Below are 18787 nucleotides of genomic sequence, written 5' to 3'. Positions count from 1 at the left end.
AGGCTTTTTTGTAATAGCTTAGTCAGGCACGAAATCAGTTAAAACCACTTTGCACCAAAGTGAAAATAAACTGCTGTAATTCAGGCGACAGGGCAAAGAATGCAAACTTGGAGATTGCAATCATTGGATCCGGGTAGACACCCAATACCAACACCAGTAATGCCACTGCCAGTACCATGATACCGCCCACTTTCTGGCCCCAGTGATTCACCGCATCGATACGCGGCGTTTCTGGTGGAGTCATATACATCACCACCATAACACGCAAGTAGTAGTACAGACCGATACCTGAACCCAGAATAACCATTGCTGCAAGGAACCAAGCCTCGCCTGCAACTGCAGTTTTAATCACCAGGAACTTACCAATGAAACCAGCCGTTAACGGGATACCTGCCAGCGATAACATCATGACAGTCAATACCGCTGTCAATACCGGACGGCGCCAGAACAGACCGCGATATTCCGCCAGGCTGCCTGCTTCGTCAGTATTGTTATACGGGCTGGACATCAAGGTCACTACACCGAAGGCACCTACTGTGGTCAATACATAAGTAATGACATACACGTTCAAGCTTTCAAAAGTCGCAAAACCTTGTACTTGCAAGAAGTCAGTATTACGTGCCGTAACGATCGCCACCAGGATATAACCAAAGTGAGCAATTGAAGAGTAGGCCAGGATACGCTTTAAATTCACCTGCTTTACTGCCAGCAAGTTACCGACCAGAATCGACAGTACCGCAATCACAGTCAGAATCGTAATGAAACTATCAGACAGTAACAAGCCTGAAGACAGAACATAACGTGCAAACAGCCCCAGCGTTGCCACTTTTGCAACTGTCGCCAGGAAAGTCGCAATCGGCGCTGGAGCACCGGCATAGACATCTGGTGTCCATTTGTGGAACGGCGCAAGTGATAACTTGAAGCCAACGGCAAATATAATAAATGCCAGACCCACCACAACTGCTGGTTGGTTGAAGACGCTCAATAACTTGCCTGGTTCGCCAACAAAGCTTAAAGAACCTGTATAAGCATAGATATATGCCATACCCATCAACAGCATTGCAGAAGCAGTTGCCGAAAGCACCAGATATTTCACACCTGCTTCAAGCGATTGAGAACGCTGATGTGTATAGGCCAGCAAGCCGTAAACAGGGATCGACATTAACTCAAGGCTGATAAAGAAAGAGGCATAGTGAGAACTTGCTACCATAAGCATTGCACCTGCAACAGATGCCAGCATCAGGATATACAGCTCTTCACGGTTATCTTTATAGGTTTCGATATAAGCATGTGACAAGGTACAACATGCCAGTGCAGCAATCAGAATCATGAACTGGTACAGCATCGTAAACGGATCTACGATGAACATGTTCATGATATTGGCAGGTGCAAATTTACCCGCCAATAAAACAAAGACGATATAGAACGCAGCTAGGTTTAAACCCACTACGGCCGTAGTCGCAACTAAGTTATGGTTACGCTTAATTGCAGTCAACAACATGACCGCGATCGCAGTTAATGCCACGATCATCACAGGTGCTAACGGCATAAGCTCAGAAAAAGACATTGTGAAGTTCATGGCTTATTGGATCTCCACATTTTCAAGTTGAACCGGTGCTTGTTCAGCAACCACTTCAACAACTTCTTGAACTGGAATGTAGCTATTTGCTAACCACGCCATGCTTGAGTTTGAAACATCAAGGAAGCTTTGTGGGTATAGACCAAGCCATACAAGACCAAGCGCACAGATCAGCAGAATCACTACTTCACGCGCGTTCAAATCTTTCAGTGGATGTGTATAGTGCTGTTTTTGCTCTTCGTTTGGTGTACCGAACAATGCCTTGTGAATCAGGATTAAACCGTACAGACCTGCGAACACCAAGCTGATTGCAGCAATGATGGTAAATGTCGGGAATTTGTTGAAAGACCCCATCAGGATCAGGAATTCACCAATAAAGTTACCCAGACCAGGAATACCCACAAGCGCCGCAATGAAGAACATCAGGAAGAATGCAAGATAAGGGAACTGACCACGCATACCGCCCATCAAACGCATATCACGAGTATGCACACGTTCGTAGACTTGACCACACATAATGAATAGTGCAGCAGAAGACAGACCGTGAGCCAGCATCATGATCATCAGACCCTGGAAGGTCAGGATATTACCTGCATAAATCGCCAGTAATACGAAGCCCATGTGCGAAATAGAGGTGTACGCCAACAGACGTTTCATATCTGTTTGCTGGAATGCACACCAGGCACCGTAGAAGATACCAATCAGACCCAGAATGATCGCGAAGTCTGCAAATTGTGCAGAAGCTGCCGGGAAGAATGGAATCACAAAACGAAGTAAACCGTAAGCTGCTGTCTTGATCAGGATACCTGCAAGGTCTACCGAACCCGCTGTAGGTGCTTGCGCATGTGCATCTGGTAACCAGCCATGTAATGGGAAAACTGGAAGTTTTACCGCAAAGCCGATGAATAAACAGATCATAAACGCATAAGCAACTGCTGGAGCCTGTGCATCAAGCGTATTCGCTACTCCCATCAGGTAGTTGTAGTCGAAACGAATTTCGCCAGTCATGTTGAAACCTACGGTCACCAGACCCAGGATACCAATCAACATGACCAAACCAGCAACTTGCGTATAGATGAAGAACTTGTTTGCCGCATAAACGCGCGATTTACCTTCTGCTCCCTTATGCCCCCAAAGTGCAATCAGGAAATAGATTGGAACCAGCATCATCTCCCAGAAGAAGAAGAACAGGAACATGTCAATCGCAAGGAAAACACCGATCACCCCACCCAGAGACCATAAAAGGTTTAAGTGGAAGAAACCAACGTTCTTCTGAATTTCACCCCACGAACAGCCGACTGCCAGTACACCCAGAAGTGCAGTTAAGCCGACCATCAGCAGTGATAGACCATCTACTGCCAGGTGAATGTTAATCCCTAGGGTTTGAATCCAAGGTAATTTGAACTCGGCTGCCCACGAAGGATTTGCGCCGCCAAGTTCATAGTTATAAGTACCAGACTGCCAGAGGACGATGGTCAAAACCAGCGTCACCAGCATACCAATTAAGGCAATATAGCGTGGCAGGTGTTGGTCGAGTTTATCGACCAACCAGCACACAAAACCTGCAATGAACGGAATGAGGATCAGAGCCGGCAAAATAATATTGTTTGGAGCTTCCATTTTATTTCCCCACTACCTGAATCACGAGCAAGATCATCAGTAGGACAACGACGCCGAGCCCCATGCTTGATGCGTATTCACGCAGTGATCCTGTTTGACGTGAACTGGTAAAGCTGTGACCACCTTTAACAAGTGCAGGAAGTACCAGCCATAGACCATCAATCGGATCACGACCAAAAATCTTCGCGAACAATAAATATGGTTTAACAAAAATAAGGTCGTAAAGCGCATCGAAACCTAGTGCATTACGGCAAATATTTGCAAGACCTGCACCCAAAGAAGTCTGGGCAAAAGATTTGACTGCATTGTAGGCAAATGCGAACAATACCACACCTACCGCAAGACCAGCTAAAGCTACACCAATCGCGACATATTCAGCGCCATGTGCACCTGCTTCCAAAGCTTCAGGAATAATGAACGCTGGAATTTGTGCAGCATTCAGAATATTCATGACGGGTGCTTTCAAAACGATTGCAAGACCTGTTGACAAGACCGCAAGGATTGCCAGTGGCGCCCAGTATGTGATGCCTTTGATTTCATGGTAAGGCGTGTTTTCTTTGCCAAAGAATACAATCCAGATTAAACGGAAAGTATAGATTGAAGTTAAGAATGCACCTGCAACACCAACCCAGTACAGCGTATTGAATACCGGTAAGCCTGCAATATGGCTTTGTGTCCAGACTGCAGCAAGAATCGCATCTTTCGAGAAGAAACCGATGGTCAGGAATGGAATCGCAGCGAGCGCACCACCACCAATGGCAAAACAGGCAAACAGGAATTTGTTCTTGTAGAACAGACCACCCATCTTGAAGATGTTTTGTTCGTGATGGTAAGCCAGAATCACCGCACCCGAAGACAAGAATAACAATGCCTTGAAGAATGCGTGAGTCAGCATGTGGAACAGACCTGCCTGGTAGGCTTCAGCACCAACCGCCATGAACATATAACCCAGCTGACTCATGGTTGAGTAAGCCAGAATACGTTTGATGTCGGTTTGAACCAATGCAGCAAAACCAGCCACGAGCAATGTCACTGCACCCGTAATCGAGATGAACACCATGACTTCAGGGGCCAGTTCAAATACTGTGAACAGACGGCAGCACAGGTAAACACCCGCGGTAACCATCGTTGCCGCGTGGATCAAGGCCGATACAGGTGTTGGACCTGCCATTGCATCTGCTAACCATGTTTGTAACGGGATCTGTGCAGATTTACCCGCAGCACCCAGGAACAACATTAAAGCTGTCCAGATGGTCAATGACGAGCTTTGTGTCATTACAGTTGCCGCATTTTCTACGATGTACTGAGTATTCAATGTGCCAAACTGCTGGAACAACAGGAACATGGCAATCAGCAAGAATACGTCACCAACACGGGTCACGGTAAATGCCTTGATAGCTGCAAAACCATTAGCAGGATTTTGGTAGTAATAACCAATCAGCAAGTAAGAACACAGACCTACACCTTCCCAACCCAAGAATAATAACGCCAGGTTATCGCCCAGAACCAGCAGCAACATGCTGGCAACGAACAGGTTGAAATAAGAGAAGAAACGTGCAAAGTCTTCTTCGCCGCGCATATACCATGAGGCGAAGATATGAATCAGGAAACCAACCCCTGTCACCATGCCCAGCATCAATAATGATAAACCATCAAGATGCAAGCTGATCCCCGGTGCAAAACCGCCGACATTAAACCATGTCCACAGGTGTTGTACCGTCGCGGTTGAACCATTGTTGACAAAGTCCAGACCGGCAATAAGTGCAACCAAGGCCGACAGACCCACTGCACCCACCCCAATAATGGCAGCAACTGATTCAGGCAGTTTATTACGCCCTGCCGCCAAAAGGATGAAACCAATTAACGGGAATAAAATTGTTAGATATAAATAACTCATCCGCGCATCTCACTAGCAGCATCCACATCCAGGTGATGGAAGCGATGATAGAACTGAAGGACGATCGCAAGACCAATACACGCTTCTGCCGCAGCAAGCGTCAAGATCAGGATAAACATGATCTGACCGTCTGGCTGTACCCATGCACTGCCTGCCAGGACGAATGCTAAAGCCGCAGCATTCATCATGATCTCAAGGCTCATTAAAATAAACAGAAGGTTGCGTCGCACCATTACACCGTAAAAACCCAGTGCAAAAAGAATAGATGCAACGATCAAACCATGCTCTAAAGGGATGTTGCCCATTATTCTTTGTCCTCTTCTGCACCTGGCTCACGTTTACCCAGATGGAATGCAGCTACCAGGGCAGCCAGCAATAACATCGCAGCAACTTCTACCAATAATAAATACTGTGTAAAGAGCGCTTGACCCACAGCTTTAGGACCGACCATTTCAGTGCCCATCACCAATGAAGGTTGTGTGTAGTCAGAGTTCAATACCCAAACAACTACAAGACCGATCAGGAAGCTCATCAGTGCCGGGTAAGCCCAGGTAGATGAGGTCAGCCATGTACGTTCTTGTGCAACAGTCTGTTCGCCGAGGTTCAACATCATCACCACGAATACGAACAGGACCATGATCGCACCCGCATAGACAATCACTTCCAGCGCACCGGCAAATGGCGCGCCTACGATCATAAACAGACCAGCAACTGCAAGAAGTGAAACAATCAGGCTAAGTAAGGCATGTACCGGGTTCGTATTGGTCACAACACGAACCGTAGAAACGATGGCCACGAGGGCCATTAAATAAAATGGCCACATCATGGTAATAGACTCCGTACATCAACAGGTGCACTTTCACGCTGTGCTTCACCCTTGCCTTTGCCTGCAACTGCCATACCGGTCACGCGGTAGAAGTTATAGTCAGGGTATTTACCAGGACCAGAAATCAGCAAGTGTTCTTTTTCATAGACCAGGTCTTGACGAACATACTCACTCAGCTCGAAGTCTGGTGTCATTTGAATGGCAGTCGTTGGACAGGCTTCTTCACACATACCGCAGAAAATACAGCGAGAGAAGTTGATACGGAAAAACTCCGGATACCAGCGACCATCTTCTTTTTCAGCTTTTTGTAGTGAGATACAGCCTACTGGACACGCAACCGCACACAGGTTACATGCCACACAACGCTCTTCGCCATCCGGGTCACGCGTCAATACAATACGACCACGGAAACGTGGCGGCACGATTTCTTCGGCTGGGACTTCTGGGTAAAGAATGGTGTCACGTTTACGTGTTGCGTGGCTGAACACCATCCACAACGAACGTACGATTGACCCGAATCCAGCTAGAAATTTAAACATTTTGTTCTCCCTGCTGTCTTAGGCCTGATTCAACAGAATCACAGCACCAGTCACCAAAAGGTTAACCAACGCCAATGGCAAGCAAATTTTCCAACCAAAGTTCATCACTTGGTCATAACGTGGACGCATCAAAGAGCCACGTGCCAATACGAACATCATGACAAAGAAAGCAGTCTTGATAATGAACCAGAATGCCGGTGGCAAGAAATCCAGACCGAACGGCGCTAACCAGCCACCAAAGAATAAGGTTACGATTAATGCTGAGATCAATACCACGTTAACGTATTCCGCAACGAAGAACATGCCCCATTTCATCCCGCCGTATTCTACGTGATAACCTTCGGCCAGTTCCTGTTCTGCTTCCGGCTGGTCAAATGGATGACGGTGAGTTACCGCTACCCCTGCGACCACAAAGATCAGGAAGCCCAAGAACTGAGGAATAACAAACCAGACGTCTTTTTGTGCTTCTACGATTTCACGCATGTTGAATGAGCCGGCAATTGCCACTACACCCATCAGCGAGATGCCGAGGAACACTTCATAAGAAATCGTTTGTGCTGCTGAACGCAGACCACCTAACAGTGCATATTTGTTGTTAGATGACCAACCACCAAACAGCACTGCGTAGACTGCAATCCCCGCCATCGCCATAAAAAACAGCAGGCCGATGCTCATGTCTGCCACACCCAAATACGGTGAAACAGGAATGACCATGAATGACAGCACCGCTGTTGCCATCGCAACGCCTGGTGCCATACGGAATGTCAATTTATCAGCAAATTTTGGTGTCCAGTCTTCCTTGAACATGATTTTCAGCATGTCGGCAACAATCTGGAACATACCGCCCGGACCTACACGGTTCGGACCATAACGGTCTTGCCACAAACCGAGCAAACGACGTTCAATGAAAGACATCAACGCTGCAACTAATACCACAACAAGTAAGATTACGATCGCTTGAAGTACTGAATAGGCGATTGGCCAGTTTTCAGCCCACAGCGGCGTTTGACGGATTAATTCTTGTTCCATGAATTACACTCCTACCGCGACTGAAACAGGCTCTGCAAGAGATACCGTCGGTGCAAGACCGATTGGGTAGCCAATACAACCTGTTGGTAAGTATTCAATCACTTGAACTGGAAGAACGATCGAGTTATCCCCTGCTTTCACAGTAATTTTCTGACCATCCTGAACATTCAAGCGCGCTGCATCCTGTTCACCGACTGCAAAAACCGCTTCAGGAATACGTGATTCCATCGCCGGTGTTTTCACGGTAAATTCGCCGGAAGCAAAAATGTGATGCATCGGAACCAGACGGAAGCTGCCAGCATTCGCAACCACTGGGGCTGGTGCAACGAAAGTACGTGCTGGACGTTTTGGTAGACGATCAAACAGACGAACGCCTGAATCACCACCTTTCAGATGGCCACCCACGTTGTCCTGAAATTTGTTCCACGCTTGTGGAGAGTTCCAGCCTGCCGACCATGCGAATGGTACCAGCGCGGATGGTGTCTGATCACCAACATAACCTTCCATCGAGAAAGTTAAGGCAGAATCTTTGTCCACGGGCTGTTTAGGCTCGTGTACAGATAATGGCGCACGCATCGAAGTACGACCTGAATAACGGCGTGGTTCACGTGCCACTTTCAGACCATGTACACGGAAGCCCGCATCAGGTGCCACATCTAAAATACCTTCTAAAGCAGGTACGTTTTTCGCTACAGACTCGATCACATCATCCAGCAAGGTCCATGAAATGGCTTTACCTTTCACGCCCGTTTCAATCGCATGTAACCAGCGCCAAGATTCCTTGATCGCCAATTCCGGATTGTAATAGCTTGGGTCATATACCTGATAGAAACGCTGTGCGCGGCCTTCCTGAGAAACCACTGTACCATCGCCTTCAGCAAAGCTTGCAGCAGACAGTACAATGTTGGCTTTCTTCACCGTTTCTGTTTCTGAATGATCAAGCACAATCACTTCTTTGCCAGCAAGTGCAGCGTCGACTTGGGTCTGCGGTAAACGACGGTAAAGGTCATTTTCAACAATCACGACTGTGTCGAAGTCTTGGGCAAAAGCTTGTTCCAGACTGTTACCACCCAGAATTGCAAGCCCCATTGAGTTCACTTCTGGAACAGTCAAGGTTAAGCCTGCATTACCCAGATTTTGTGCTACTTGTGCAGCCGCTTCCATAATGGCAGCGTCTTGCAAGCTGGTACCAGAGACAATCAATGGTTTTTTCGCAGCTTTCAGGGTATCAGCAATGGTTTGGGCAAATGCTTTAGCAGCATCGTCCAGACCTGTGATGACTTCACCTTTTACACCCGCAGCAATTGCAAAGCCTAAACGTGCAATATCGTTTGGAGACGCAACCACTTCACCTTCGGCAACGTCAGACAAACGGGTCTGTGTTGCAGCCAGAATGTAAATCGGAGATTTCGCATCTTGAGCAATACGCTGTACCGGTTCAGCCAGCCACTCTTGAGTACGACGCTCTGCCGCCATCTCTTTGCCTTTATTTTTCGCAGCCTGGCGAACAGATAAAGCCATACGTGGTGCAGTTTGAGTTAAATCTTCACCTAGAATTAACACCGCATCGTAGCTTTCGATTTCACGCATCGTTGGGTTATAAACACCCTCGGTTTGCATGATTGAAGCTGCCAGTTCAACCAGATTCTGCTCTTTTTGAGACAGACCTGTTGAATAGTTCTCTTGACCGACCAGCTCACGAAGTGCGAAGTTCGATTCAAGTGATGCACGCGGCGAACCAATACCCAGAACTTTTTTACCCTGAATATTTGCAATCACCGTGTCTAGTGCGGTATCGACTGAAACAGTTTCTACATTGTTGCCGGTACGGAATTGCGGTTGACGTGGACGATCAGCACGGTTCACATAACCGGTACCGAAACGGCCTTTATCGCATAGGAAGTATTGGTTCACTTCACCGTTGAAACGGTTTTCAACGCGACGAAGTTCGCCATAACGTTCACCCGGAGAAATGTTACAACCTGAAGAACAGCCTTGGCATACGCTAGGCGCATACTGCATGTCCCATTTACGGTTATATCGTGCAGAGTGGGTTTTGTCAGTGAATACCCCTGTAGGACACACTTCAGTCAGGTTACCCGAGAATTCAGATTCCAAAGTCCCTGATTCCGGACGACCGAAATACACACGTGATGCGTTGGCATATACGCCAAAGTCTGTACCGCCGGCATAATCTTTGTAATAACGCACACAACGGTAACATGCGATACAACGGTTCATCTCATGGGCAATAAACGAACCCAGTTCCTGGTTGTAATGCGTACGTTTAGTGAAACGGTAGCGACGACGGTCATGCTGCGTCATCACTGTCATATCTTGCAGGTGACAGTGCCCCCCCTCTTCACAGACCGGACAGTCATGCGGGTGGTTGGTCATCAAGAATTCAACAACAGAAGCACGGAAATCTACTGCTTCTTTGTCTTCAACCGAGATGTAGGTATTGTCAGCAGCCGGTGTCATACATGACATGACCAAACGACCACGCGTATCTTCTGGATTCGCGTATTGGGTCACAGCACATTGACGGCAAGAACCGACAGAACCTAAGGATGGATGCCAACAAAAGTATGGGATGTCGATGCCGAGACTCAAACATGCTTGCAGCAAGTTTTCCGAGCCGTTGACTTCATACGATTTTCCATCGACATGAATTGTAGCCATAGTCGAATTCCTTAAGCTTGTTCTACGTTGCGGGTTTGAGCGGCAGCATTTACTACTTTTGCTTCAAACTCGCCACGGAAATGTTTGAGTGCGCCCATTAATGGTTCCATCGCACCTGGTGCGTGAGCACAGAAAGTTTTACCAATCCAAAGCTTGCGGGTCAGTTCCTGCAAGTGATCGATATCTTCTTTTTTACCTGTACCATCTTCAAGTGCTTTCAGCGCTTTCACCGCCCAAGGCAAGCCATCACGGCAAGGCGTACACCAGCCACATGATTCACGGGCAAAGAACTCTTCCAGGTTACGTGTTGCTGAAACCATACATTGCGTTTCATCCACCACCATCAATAAACAGGTTCCTAAACGTGAGCCTGCTTTCATGATGCTTTCTGCATCCATCGGAAGGTCGATATGCTCTGCGGCCAGGAAGTCAGTCGAGGCACCGCCCGGCAACCATGCTTTTAGCTTTAAGCCATCACGCATACCACCGGCATGTTCTTCAATCACTTCACGAGCCGTGGTACCAAATGGAAGCTCCCATAAGCCAGGGAATTTCACCTTACCAGATGCACCATAGATTTTAGTGCCTGGATCTTTGGATTTACCCGCAGACAGACCAATATACCATTCAGGGCCACGCAGCATAATTGCCGGCAAGTTGTTGTAGGTCTCGACGTTGTTGACAATCGTCGGACGACCCCAAGCCCCTGCAACTTGCGGGAATGGTGGTTTGGTACGCGGGTTGGCACGGCGGCCTTCCAGCGAGTTAATCAGTGCTGTTTCTTCACCACAGATATAACGGCCTGCACCGGTATGCACGTGCAACTCAAAGTTCCAGCCAGAATCCAGGATATTTTCACCCAGATAACCTTTGGCACGGATTTGTGCAATCGCGTCGTTCAGGTATTTTGCCGCTTCGATATATTCGCCACGGATAAAGATATAACCATGAGTCGCTTCGAGGGTATAGCCGGCAATCAGCATACCTTCAATCAGCTGGTGAGGAAGATCTTCCATCAACAGACGGTCTTTGAAGGTACCTGGTTCCATTTCATCGGCATTACAAATCAGATAACGAGGACCTGAATTGTCATTTGGTGCCATCAGCGACCATTTGATGCCTGCCGGGAAACCTGCACCACCACGGCCCTTTACTGTTGCCGCTTTAATGACTTCCAGCACTTCTTTCGGCTGCATGCCAATGGCTTTTTTAAAGCCGGCATAACCCTCTAGGGCTTCGTAATCATCGGCATTACGAACGTGCTCTTGTTTACTCAGACGCCAGGTCAATGGATGCGTTTCTGGGTTACCGTCACCATAAATTGGTTTTGGTTCAGTATTCATACATACTTCTCCAGCAACTGTTTAACCGAAGTCACTTCAACTAAACCGTGCGTATCTTCATCAATCATTAAGGTTGGGCCCTTGTCACAGTTACCCAGACAGCAAATTGGTAGCAAGGTAAAACGGCCATCAGCAGTCGTCTGACCAAACTGGATACCCAGTTCACGCTGGAAAGTTTCTGCCAAAGTTTCCGCACCCATCAAGAAACACGCAATCGAGTCACACAGTAAAATTACGTGACGACCCACGGGCTGGCGATAAATACGGTTATAGAAAGTCGCTACACCTTCCAAATCCGCAACACTCATGCTGAGCATTTGCGCGATAGCATTCATCTGCGCATCATCTACCCAGCCATTACGGCGTTGTACACACTTCAGCGCATCAAGACACGCTGCACGTGGATATGGATAGTGGCCCATGTGCTGTTCGATTTCGTGGACTTCTTCCTTCGTTAAAATCCCTTCAACATTCACACGTGGCTTTCTATCAGTCAAAATCATCATAATGCGTTACCCCTTAGCGATCCACGTCAGCCATTACGACGTCAATTGTCGCTAAATAAATGATTAAGTCAGATACAAGACTGCCGTTAATCACAGAAGGCATTTGCTGTAAGTGCGTGAAAGTCGGTGTACGGATACGGGTACGATAACTCATGGTTGACTTGTCTGAAGTCAGATAGTAGTTCGATGCCCCCTTCACCACTTCGGCCATTACAGATGCTTCACCAGCAGGCATTACAGGACCCCATGACACGCTTAAGAAGTGCGTAATCAAGGTTTCAATATCTTGCAATGTCTTGTCTTTTGGTGGTGGAACTGCCAATGGATGGTCTGCTTTATAAGCACCAGATGGCATGTTATCCAGGCACTGACGAATGATTTTCAGTGATTCTTCGATTTCACGGAAATGAACCAGCACACGTGCATAGGCATCACCTTCATACTCTAAAGGCACTTCAAAGTCGTAGTTTTCATAACCGCTATATGGACGGTATTTACGTACGTCGAAATCAATGCCTGTGGCACGCAGACCAGTACCTGTCACACCCCAAGCCAGCGCAGATTTTGCATCGTATTGCGCCACACCCTGGGTACGGCCCATGAATACCGAGTTGCGTAAAGCAGCTTTATAGTATTCATTCATACGTTTTGGCATCCAGTCGAGTAATTCTCGAACCAGCTTATCCCAGCCATTTGGCAGGTCGTGTGCAGTACCACCAATCCGGAACCATGCCGGATGCATACGGTAACCGGTAATCGCTTCCACGATGTCATAGACTTTTTGACGGTCAGCGAACATATAGAATACAGGCGTCATACCACCGGCATCCTGAATCGCAGTACCAATGAACAGCAAGTGGTTATTGATACGGAACAGTTCTGACATCATGACACGGATACATTGCGCGCGGTCAGGGACAGTAATGCCCGCCATTTGCTCCACACCCATCACATAAGGCATGTTTTGCGCACAACCACCCAGGTAGTCGACACGGTCAGTATAGGGAATGAAGGAATGCCAGGTTTGACGTTCAGCCATCTTCTCCACACCACGGTGGTGATAACCGATATCAGGCACACAGTCCTTCACTTCTTCACCATCCAGCTGCAAGATCACACGGAAGGCACCGTGCGCAGATGGGTGGTTTGGACCCAGGTTCAGGAACATGAAGTCTTCATCGGCATTACCGCGCTTCAGCCCCCAGTCCTCAGGGACGAAACGTAAATGTTCCTGTTCAAAATCCTGCTTGGCCTTATCCTGAATATACGGCGTATATTCAGTTGCACGTGCAGAATACTCTTTACGTAACGGATGACCTTCCCAGTAGGTTGGCAACAAGATACGACGGAGCATTGGATGCCCTTCGAAATTGATACCAAACATGTCATAAGCTTCACGCTCATACCAGTTCGCATTCGGCCAGATATTCGTTGCGGTCGGCATATTCAGATCGCTGTCGCTTAAGGCCACTTTAATACGAATGTCACAGTTACGCTCTAACGACAATAAGTGATAGAACACTGTGAATTCTGATGCAGGCAAACCGTCACGATGGGTACGCAAGCGCTCATCTACTGCAGACAAGTCAAATAGCATCACATAAGGACGTGGCACGGTACGCAAGAACATTAAAACTTCTTGTACACGTGCGCGCTCAACCCAAACTGTCGGGAAATCCTCGAAAGTCGTTTGCACAAAGAAGTTCTCACCAAATTTGGTTTTGAGCTCTTCAATGATGGCAAATGCTGGGCGTGAATCAACTGCTGTTGATTCTGGCATAGCAATGTCAGTTTCAGCCATTGGCTTGGCTTCCTATTTAATACAAATTCAGTCAACCTAAACGACGACTACACCCAGAGCGGGTGCAACAGATCATCTGTCGTTTAAATTATTTAATTTCATCCATAGAGCGTAAATTTTTCACAGCAACACGCTGATCTTTCTTACGGTCACGTTCCGGCATCATCTTTGGCTTATACACTGGCTTAAGATCATCACCGATCACCGCAGAAAGCGGACGACGCTCTAGTTGAATTTGGTCTTGCAACAGCATGAGTGCCTGAATCAGGGCTTCAGGACGTGGCGGGCAACCCGGGATATACACATCGACAGGAATGATTTTATCAACACCCTGTACAACTGAATAAATATCGTACATACCACCTGAGTTTGCACACGCACCCATTGAAATTACCCACTTTGGTTCAAGCATCTGCTCGTACAGACGTTGAATCACCGGAGCCATTTTCACGAAGCATGTACCAGCGACGATCATCAAATCGGCCTGACGTGGTGAAGCACGGATGACCTCGGCACCAAAGCGTGACAAGTCATGTACACCGGTCAAGGTCGTTGCATACTCTACATAGCAGCAAGACGTACCAAAGTTAAACGGCCAAACTGAGTTCTTGCGTCCCCAGTTTACTGCTGTGTGTATTACATCCTCTAAGCGAGTCATGAATACGTTTTTATTCACTTCTTCTTCTAAAAGCGGGTCTTCTACCAAGATACGCTCTTGAAGTGGATATTGATCAGCATTCGGATTCGCACGGGTTAATGTGTATTTCATCCCGAGTTACTCCTTATCAGATGATTGAGCTTGTGACTTTTTCACAAGACCAGATGATTGAGCTGGGATTTGGCCAGTTGGGTCCATAACCAATTCTTCAACTGAGTTGAAGCGCGTAATTTCCGCAAGATCCATATTTGGCGAACCAATTTTAGGTTTAATCCCGGCTGCTTTACGTTTGTCTGAAGGTGCCCAGTTCAGTGCGCCTGTCGATAATTCGTAAACCAAGCCAACGAGTAAAACTAAAATAAATATAGCTGCGGTTACAAAACCAACCCAACCTACTTCACGAACAGAAGCTGCCCATGCGTACAGGTAAAGGGCTTCCAAGTCAAACACGACGAAGAAAATTGCAACCAGATAGAATTTTGCGGACAAGCGGATACGGGCTCCACCTGCTCCAACTACGCCTGACTCAAACTGCTCCTGCTTGGCACGGCCCCATGATTTACCCCCGAGGAGTAATGGGACAGTGAGCATAAAGACGCACAAAAATGTAACACCGATCACGAAGGCAATAATTGCCCATTCGTATGGAGTAATGGCATTCATGCGGGGATAACTCCTGGCAGGCCTATTTATTAACAAAGAATGTATGTATTGGCCTTCAAATACACCAAACACAAAATTAATCCCGCCAATTGTACCTGATTTTGGATTTCACTTGCTAGCTTCTCGCCCTTAGTCTTTGGGATGATTTTTTAGGCATTTCAGTATTTAATTGGGCGTGAGTGCACTCAAAGCTGCACTAATTGCTTTATTTAGTTGATTTTCGACCTTCAATTATTTTAACAAGCCTGTAAAAATCCAGTTTTCAGTCCTGACAGGCTATTTCAAGTTGAATCCATCAAGTCAGGAAAGTTTCTATTTAGGTCTTAAATCGAATTAACTAAAACAAAATGAGTGTGCCACAGCAAAAAGTAACTTTAAACACGATTTGCGTCGTTTAAATTTTCAGCGAAAAATATAAAATCAGGCAATTTAAACCCTGTTCCGGCCGCACCACCCCATCAAGAAATTGTATTTTTTTGCAACACATTCAACAGATTGATTCAGATTATGTTATTTGTATTTCTAGGCCTGATAATCACATAAATAAAGCAACTAAAGGAGTCCAGTATGTCTCTACATTTTACGCATAAACCTAATTATTTTTTATTTGCCCAACTTTTGATTCGACATATCGAAACTTATATTCATAAACACCCTGATGCCAGCAATGCTATTTTTGACTTGCGCGAAATTCACGACCTGTTCCAAGCCGATCAAGCCTCTTCGAGCATCAACCTGGAAGGCATTTTAAATATTGTTGATGAATATAAAGTAGAAACCATCTCTGGCGACCAAAAACTGATCCAGAATTATAGTATAGATGCCAAATACAATAAGCTGATGATTGATTTTAATGCAGAACCCTTAGATAGCCTGCGTGATGGTAAACCGCTAATTGAACCAGACGTCACCGTACAGGAATAAATCCTCGTAGCATAAAACAAAAAAACGATACTGAAATCAGTATCGTTTTTTATATCAGGCGACTTAAACACAGATTTTAGGCTGAACGCTCGCTGCTGGCTTCTTCAACATGTTCCAGCGTTTTCGGTCTGGATTTCTTACTATAACGATGGGCCGGCCAAGTCATAATAAAGCGCGCCCCACCCAGTTTCGGACTCTGATCAACCTCAATACTCCCTCCGAACCAGTAAGCAATCCGACTAACAATAGAAAGTCCCAAACCATACCCCCCTGAAGCCCGGGTACGACTATCATCTAAACGGGCAAAAGCTTCAAAGATACGGGCGCGGTCTATTTCCGGAATCCCCGGACCATCGTCTTCTATACAGATATAGGCTTGTCCTTCAGCATCCAGCCCACCACTTAGCAAAATTCTGCTATCGCAATAACGTACGGCATTCCCTACCAAATTTTGAATCACCCGATGCAAATAGCGCCGCTCCGCCTCCACCACTATATCATCAGACATTGCTTGCAGCTCAATAACTTTTCCGGTCTTCAGAGCTTCAGTTTCCACAGCAACCTGATTTAACACTTCATACAGATCTACATGTTCAAACTCAATTGAAGGCATGCCCTGCTCAAGCTTGGCATAGGTCATAATCTCATCAATCAGGGTATTTAGCGCCTCAATATCCTTATCGATCTGTTCAACCTGCTGTAGACGGTAATCGTAGTCATCTTCATCTGCCATCATTTCTACCGCAAAACGAATCCGTGCAACAGGCGTACGCAGCTCATGCGACACGGCACGCATCAGCTCACGCTGCGCTTCAATAAGACGCTGAATATGATCTGACATATTGTTATAGCTGGATGCCAGAGTCGCCATTTCATCATTTCCCTCAATCGGAAGACGGAGCGACATATTTCCGCTCTTCATCTTGTTCAGGGCATAATTGACTTCGCGCAGTTTACGCTGCATCGGCACCAGCAAACCATACACTCCCAGACTTAAGACAAACAAGCTGAGCAAGGTGATACCCGCCGCCAGCTGAAATGGCATCCAGTTAAAGAGTGGTACTGGCCCCATAACCAGTACTTCCGAGATAGAACCTGGAATGGGTGACACAATGGAAATAGTAGTGCCACGAATCGAGGCACTATCACGATACAGAATAATACTGTGATCCAGGCGTAAACGTCCGATCTGTTCGGAGTCCAGCGGCAGCGCCTGTACGGTCTCTATTGAAATCGGGTAGGAGAAATATGACTGAATACGCTCAAGGTATTCTTTTTCCTGGCCCGGATAGTACACGAGATAATCCAGAATAAAGACCGGCAAAGCCTTCATCTGACGTTCGGTAATATTGTCCGCCTTGATATAAAGATAATGCTCCGGGTCATCTTGCAGCGCTACAACAATATAGGCCACGCTGGTTTTGGCATCCCAGCGCACAACGGCCTTGCGCTCAGCCAGTCGTCGGGCTTCGGCGCGGGTAACATCAACTTTACTGGCTTCGATATAGTAAATCGGGAGTTCTAATAAATCCGAGGCATCGGAAATCCAATCCATCTTCTGTTGAAGGTTGGGCTGACGCGCAACCCCCTCACTGATGATATAAGCCATACCATCAGTCAGGGATTCACGATATTCCTGCGCACGCTGATAGTTAATAATCTGTACCAGCAGGTAGCCAAATATCGCCACCAATACAACAAGGACGACCAATCCTGCGTAAATACGCAAAAATATACTGTGTTTAAACACTTATATTTATCCTGCTTTTCAGGCAACCAACCGTCTGATCCTACATTCCGTTGGTTTCTTTGACGAATAGATAACCTTTACTACGTACTGTTTTAATACGTTTCGGATTCTCTGGATCATCACCAATTTTTGGACGAATGCGCGAGATACGCACATCAATTGAGCGGTCCTGACCATCATATTCAATGCCGCGCAAGCGTTCGAAAATATCTTCACGAGACAGAATACGCCCCGCATTTGAGGCAAGCAGCCACAACAGATCGTATTCAGCGCTGGTAAAATCAACCAGCTCGCCATTTAAGGTCACTGAACGCCCACCATTGTCGATGACCAGGTCATCAAACTCAATACGCTGTGCCACTTCATCTTCCGGCACTTTGTCGGTACGGCGTAGCAAAGCACGAATACGCGCTAAAAGTACACGTGGCTGTACCGGTTTAGCCACATAGTCGTCCGCCCCCATTTCCAGACCCAATACCTGATCCATATCTTCTGTGCGTGCGGTCAGCATTAAAATCGGCTGATGATAATGTGGACGCACTTCACGACAAATGGTCAAACCATCTGCACCCGGCAACATCACATCGAGGACAACCATATCAGGCTGCTCGGCAATAATACGACGAATTGCACGATTACCGTCCGGCTCAACTCCAACTTCCAGCCCGTTACGGATTAGATATTCTTGAGTTAAACGCGCAAGACGTTCATCATCTTCAACAATTAAAATCTTGGGTAACTTTTCTTCTTGGCTCATGTCTTGCCTCTTTATTTAATGGACGTATGCTATGGCGTATCCTTTTGAAATCCAATAGATACGATTTTAATATGCTTGCAATATACACACGTTTACATTGTAAACAATATCCTGTTCACCAAACTGATACATCAAAATAGCATTTTGTAATACTTATCAGGCGCCTTTTCAGACAAACGCGCTTTTCTCAAGAGTTCAGCCATCCTCTCACCT

General features: G+C 46.7%; 16 protein-coding genes. 1 reads left to right on the top strand and 15 read right to left on the bottom strand.

Features of this window, described 5'->3' with window-relative positions:
• Positions 1-34 precede the first annotated feature (34 nt).
• The 13 genes from nuoN to NI467_RS02620 all read right to left on the bottom strand — a co-directional run bounded on the left by nuoN (position 35) and on the right by NI467_RS02620 (position 15143).
• A complete protein-coding gene (gene nuoN / locus NI467_RS02680) occupies positions 35-1579 on the bottom strand; it encodes an NADH-quinone oxidoreductase subunit NuoN (protein ID WP_151207518.1) in 1545 nt (514 codons plus the stop codon).
• 3 nt (positions 1580-1582) lie between these two features.
• Complete coding sequence (nuoM, locus tag NI467_RS02675) at positions 1583-3199, bottom strand: NADH-quinone oxidoreductase subunit M (RefSeq protein WP_151203445.1); 1617 nt, start codon at positions 3197-3199, stop codon at positions 1583-1585.
• A gap of 1 nt (position 3200) precedes the next feature.
• Entirely contained in the window at positions 3201-5096 is a 1896-nt protein-coding gene (gene nuoL / locus NI467_RS02670; RefSeq protein WP_151203444.1) for an NADH-quinone oxidoreductase subunit L, read from the bottom strand.
• A complete protein-coding gene (nuoK, locus tag NI467_RS02665) occupies positions 5093-5401 on the bottom strand; it encodes an NADH-quinone oxidoreductase subunit NuoK (RefSeq protein ID WP_151203443.1) in 309 nt (102 codons plus the stop codon). The genes nuoL and nuoK overlap by 4 nt, the downstream gene beginning before the upstream one ends.
• Positions 5401-5919, bottom strand: coding sequence for an NADH-quinone oxidoreductase subunit J (gene nuoJ, locus NI467_RS02660; RefSeq protein WP_171478791.1), 519 nt, complete (start codon positions 5917-5919; stop codon positions 5401-5403). Before nuoJ ends, nuoK begins: the two co-directional genes overlap by 1 nt.
• Positions 5919-6461: an NADH-quinone oxidoreductase subunit NuoI gene (gene nuoI / locus NI467_RS02655; RefSeq protein ID WP_151203441.1), complete on the bottom strand. Its 543-nt coding sequence runs from the start codon at positions 6459-6461 to the stop codon at positions 5919-5921. Before nuoI ends, nuoJ begins: the two co-directional genes overlap by 1 nt.
• An 18-nt stretch (positions 6462-6479) precedes the next feature.
• A complete protein-coding gene (nuoH, locus tag NI467_RS02650; RefSeq protein ID WP_151203440.1) occupies positions 6480-7490 on the bottom strand; it encodes an NADH-quinone oxidoreductase subunit NuoH in 1011 nt (336 codons plus the stop codon).
• 3 nt (positions 7491-7493) lie between these two features.
• Complete coding sequence (nuoG, locus tag NI467_RS02645; protein ID WP_151203439.1) at positions 7494-10172, bottom strand: NADH-quinone oxidoreductase subunit NuoG; 2679 nt, start codon at positions 10170-10172, stop codon at positions 7494-7496.
• 11 nt (positions 10173-10183) lie between these two features.
• The gene (nuoF, locus tag NI467_RS02640; protein WP_151203438.1) at positions 10184-11515 is read right to left on the bottom strand and encodes an NADH-quinone oxidoreductase subunit NuoF; all 1332 of its coding nucleotides are present in this window, start codon (positions 11513-11515) and stop codon (positions 10184-10186) included.
• Positions 11512-12021, bottom strand: coding sequence for an NADH-quinone oxidoreductase subunit NuoE (nuoE, locus tag NI467_RS02635; RefSeq protein WP_253150749.1), 510 nt, complete (start codon positions 12019-12021; stop codon positions 11512-11514). The genes nuoF and nuoE overlap by 4 nt, the downstream gene beginning before the upstream one ends.
• 13 nt (positions 12022-12034) lie before the next feature.
• Positions 12035-13822: an NADH-quinone oxidoreductase subunit C/D gene (gene nuoC, locus NI467_RS02630; RefSeq protein ID WP_151203436.1), complete on the bottom strand. Its 1788-nt coding sequence runs from the start codon at positions 13820-13822 to the stop codon at positions 12035-12037.
• A gap of 88 nt (positions 13823-13910) precedes the next feature.
• Positions 13911-14591, bottom strand: coding sequence for an NADH-quinone oxidoreductase subunit B family protein (locus NI467_RS02625; RefSeq protein ID WP_151203435.1), 681 nt, complete (start codon positions 14589-14591; stop codon positions 13911-13913).
• 6 nt (positions 14592-14597) lie between these two features.
• Positions 14598-15143 (bottom strand): NADH-quinone oxidoreductase subunit A, encoded by a 546-nt coding sequence (locus NI467_RS02620; RefSeq protein WP_151207530.1) that lies wholly within the window; start codon positions 15141-15143, stop codon positions 14598-14600.
• 567 nt (positions 15144-15710) lie between these two features.
• On the opposite strand from NI467_RS02620, the gene NI467_RS02615 reads away from it, so the two are divergent.
• Entirely contained in the window at positions 15711-16067 is a 357-nt protein-coding gene (locus NI467_RS02615; RefSeq protein WP_151203433.1) for a hypothetical protein, read from the top strand.
• Between the two features lie 76 nt (positions 16068-16143).
• Here the strand turns inward: NI467_RS02615 and bfmS are convergent, their stop codons facing one another.
• Together bfmS and bfmR are read right to left on the bottom strand one after the other, a co-directional pair.
• Complete coding sequence (gene bfmS, locus NI467_RS02610) at positions 16144-17817, bottom strand: sensor histidine kinase BfmS (RefSeq protein ID WP_253150748.1); 1674 nt, start codon at positions 17815-17817, stop codon at positions 16144-16146.
• A 40-nt stretch (positions 17818-17857) separates the two neighbouring features.
• Complete coding sequence (gene bfmR / locus NI467_RS02605; protein ID WP_004891693.1) at positions 17858-18574, bottom strand: response regulator transcription factor BfmR; 717 nt, start codon at positions 18572-18574, stop codon at positions 17858-17860.
• Between the last annotated feature and the right edge of the window lie 213 nt (positions 18575-18787).

The sequence above is a fragment of the Acinetobacter sp. S4397-1 genome (assembly GCF_024129285.1).
Classification (GTDB): Bacteria; Pseudomonadota; Gammaproteobacteria; order Pseudomonadales; family Moraxellaceae; genus Acinetobacter; species Acinetobacter lwoffii_C.
This window is presented reverse-complemented; position numbering and strand designations above follow the sequence as displayed.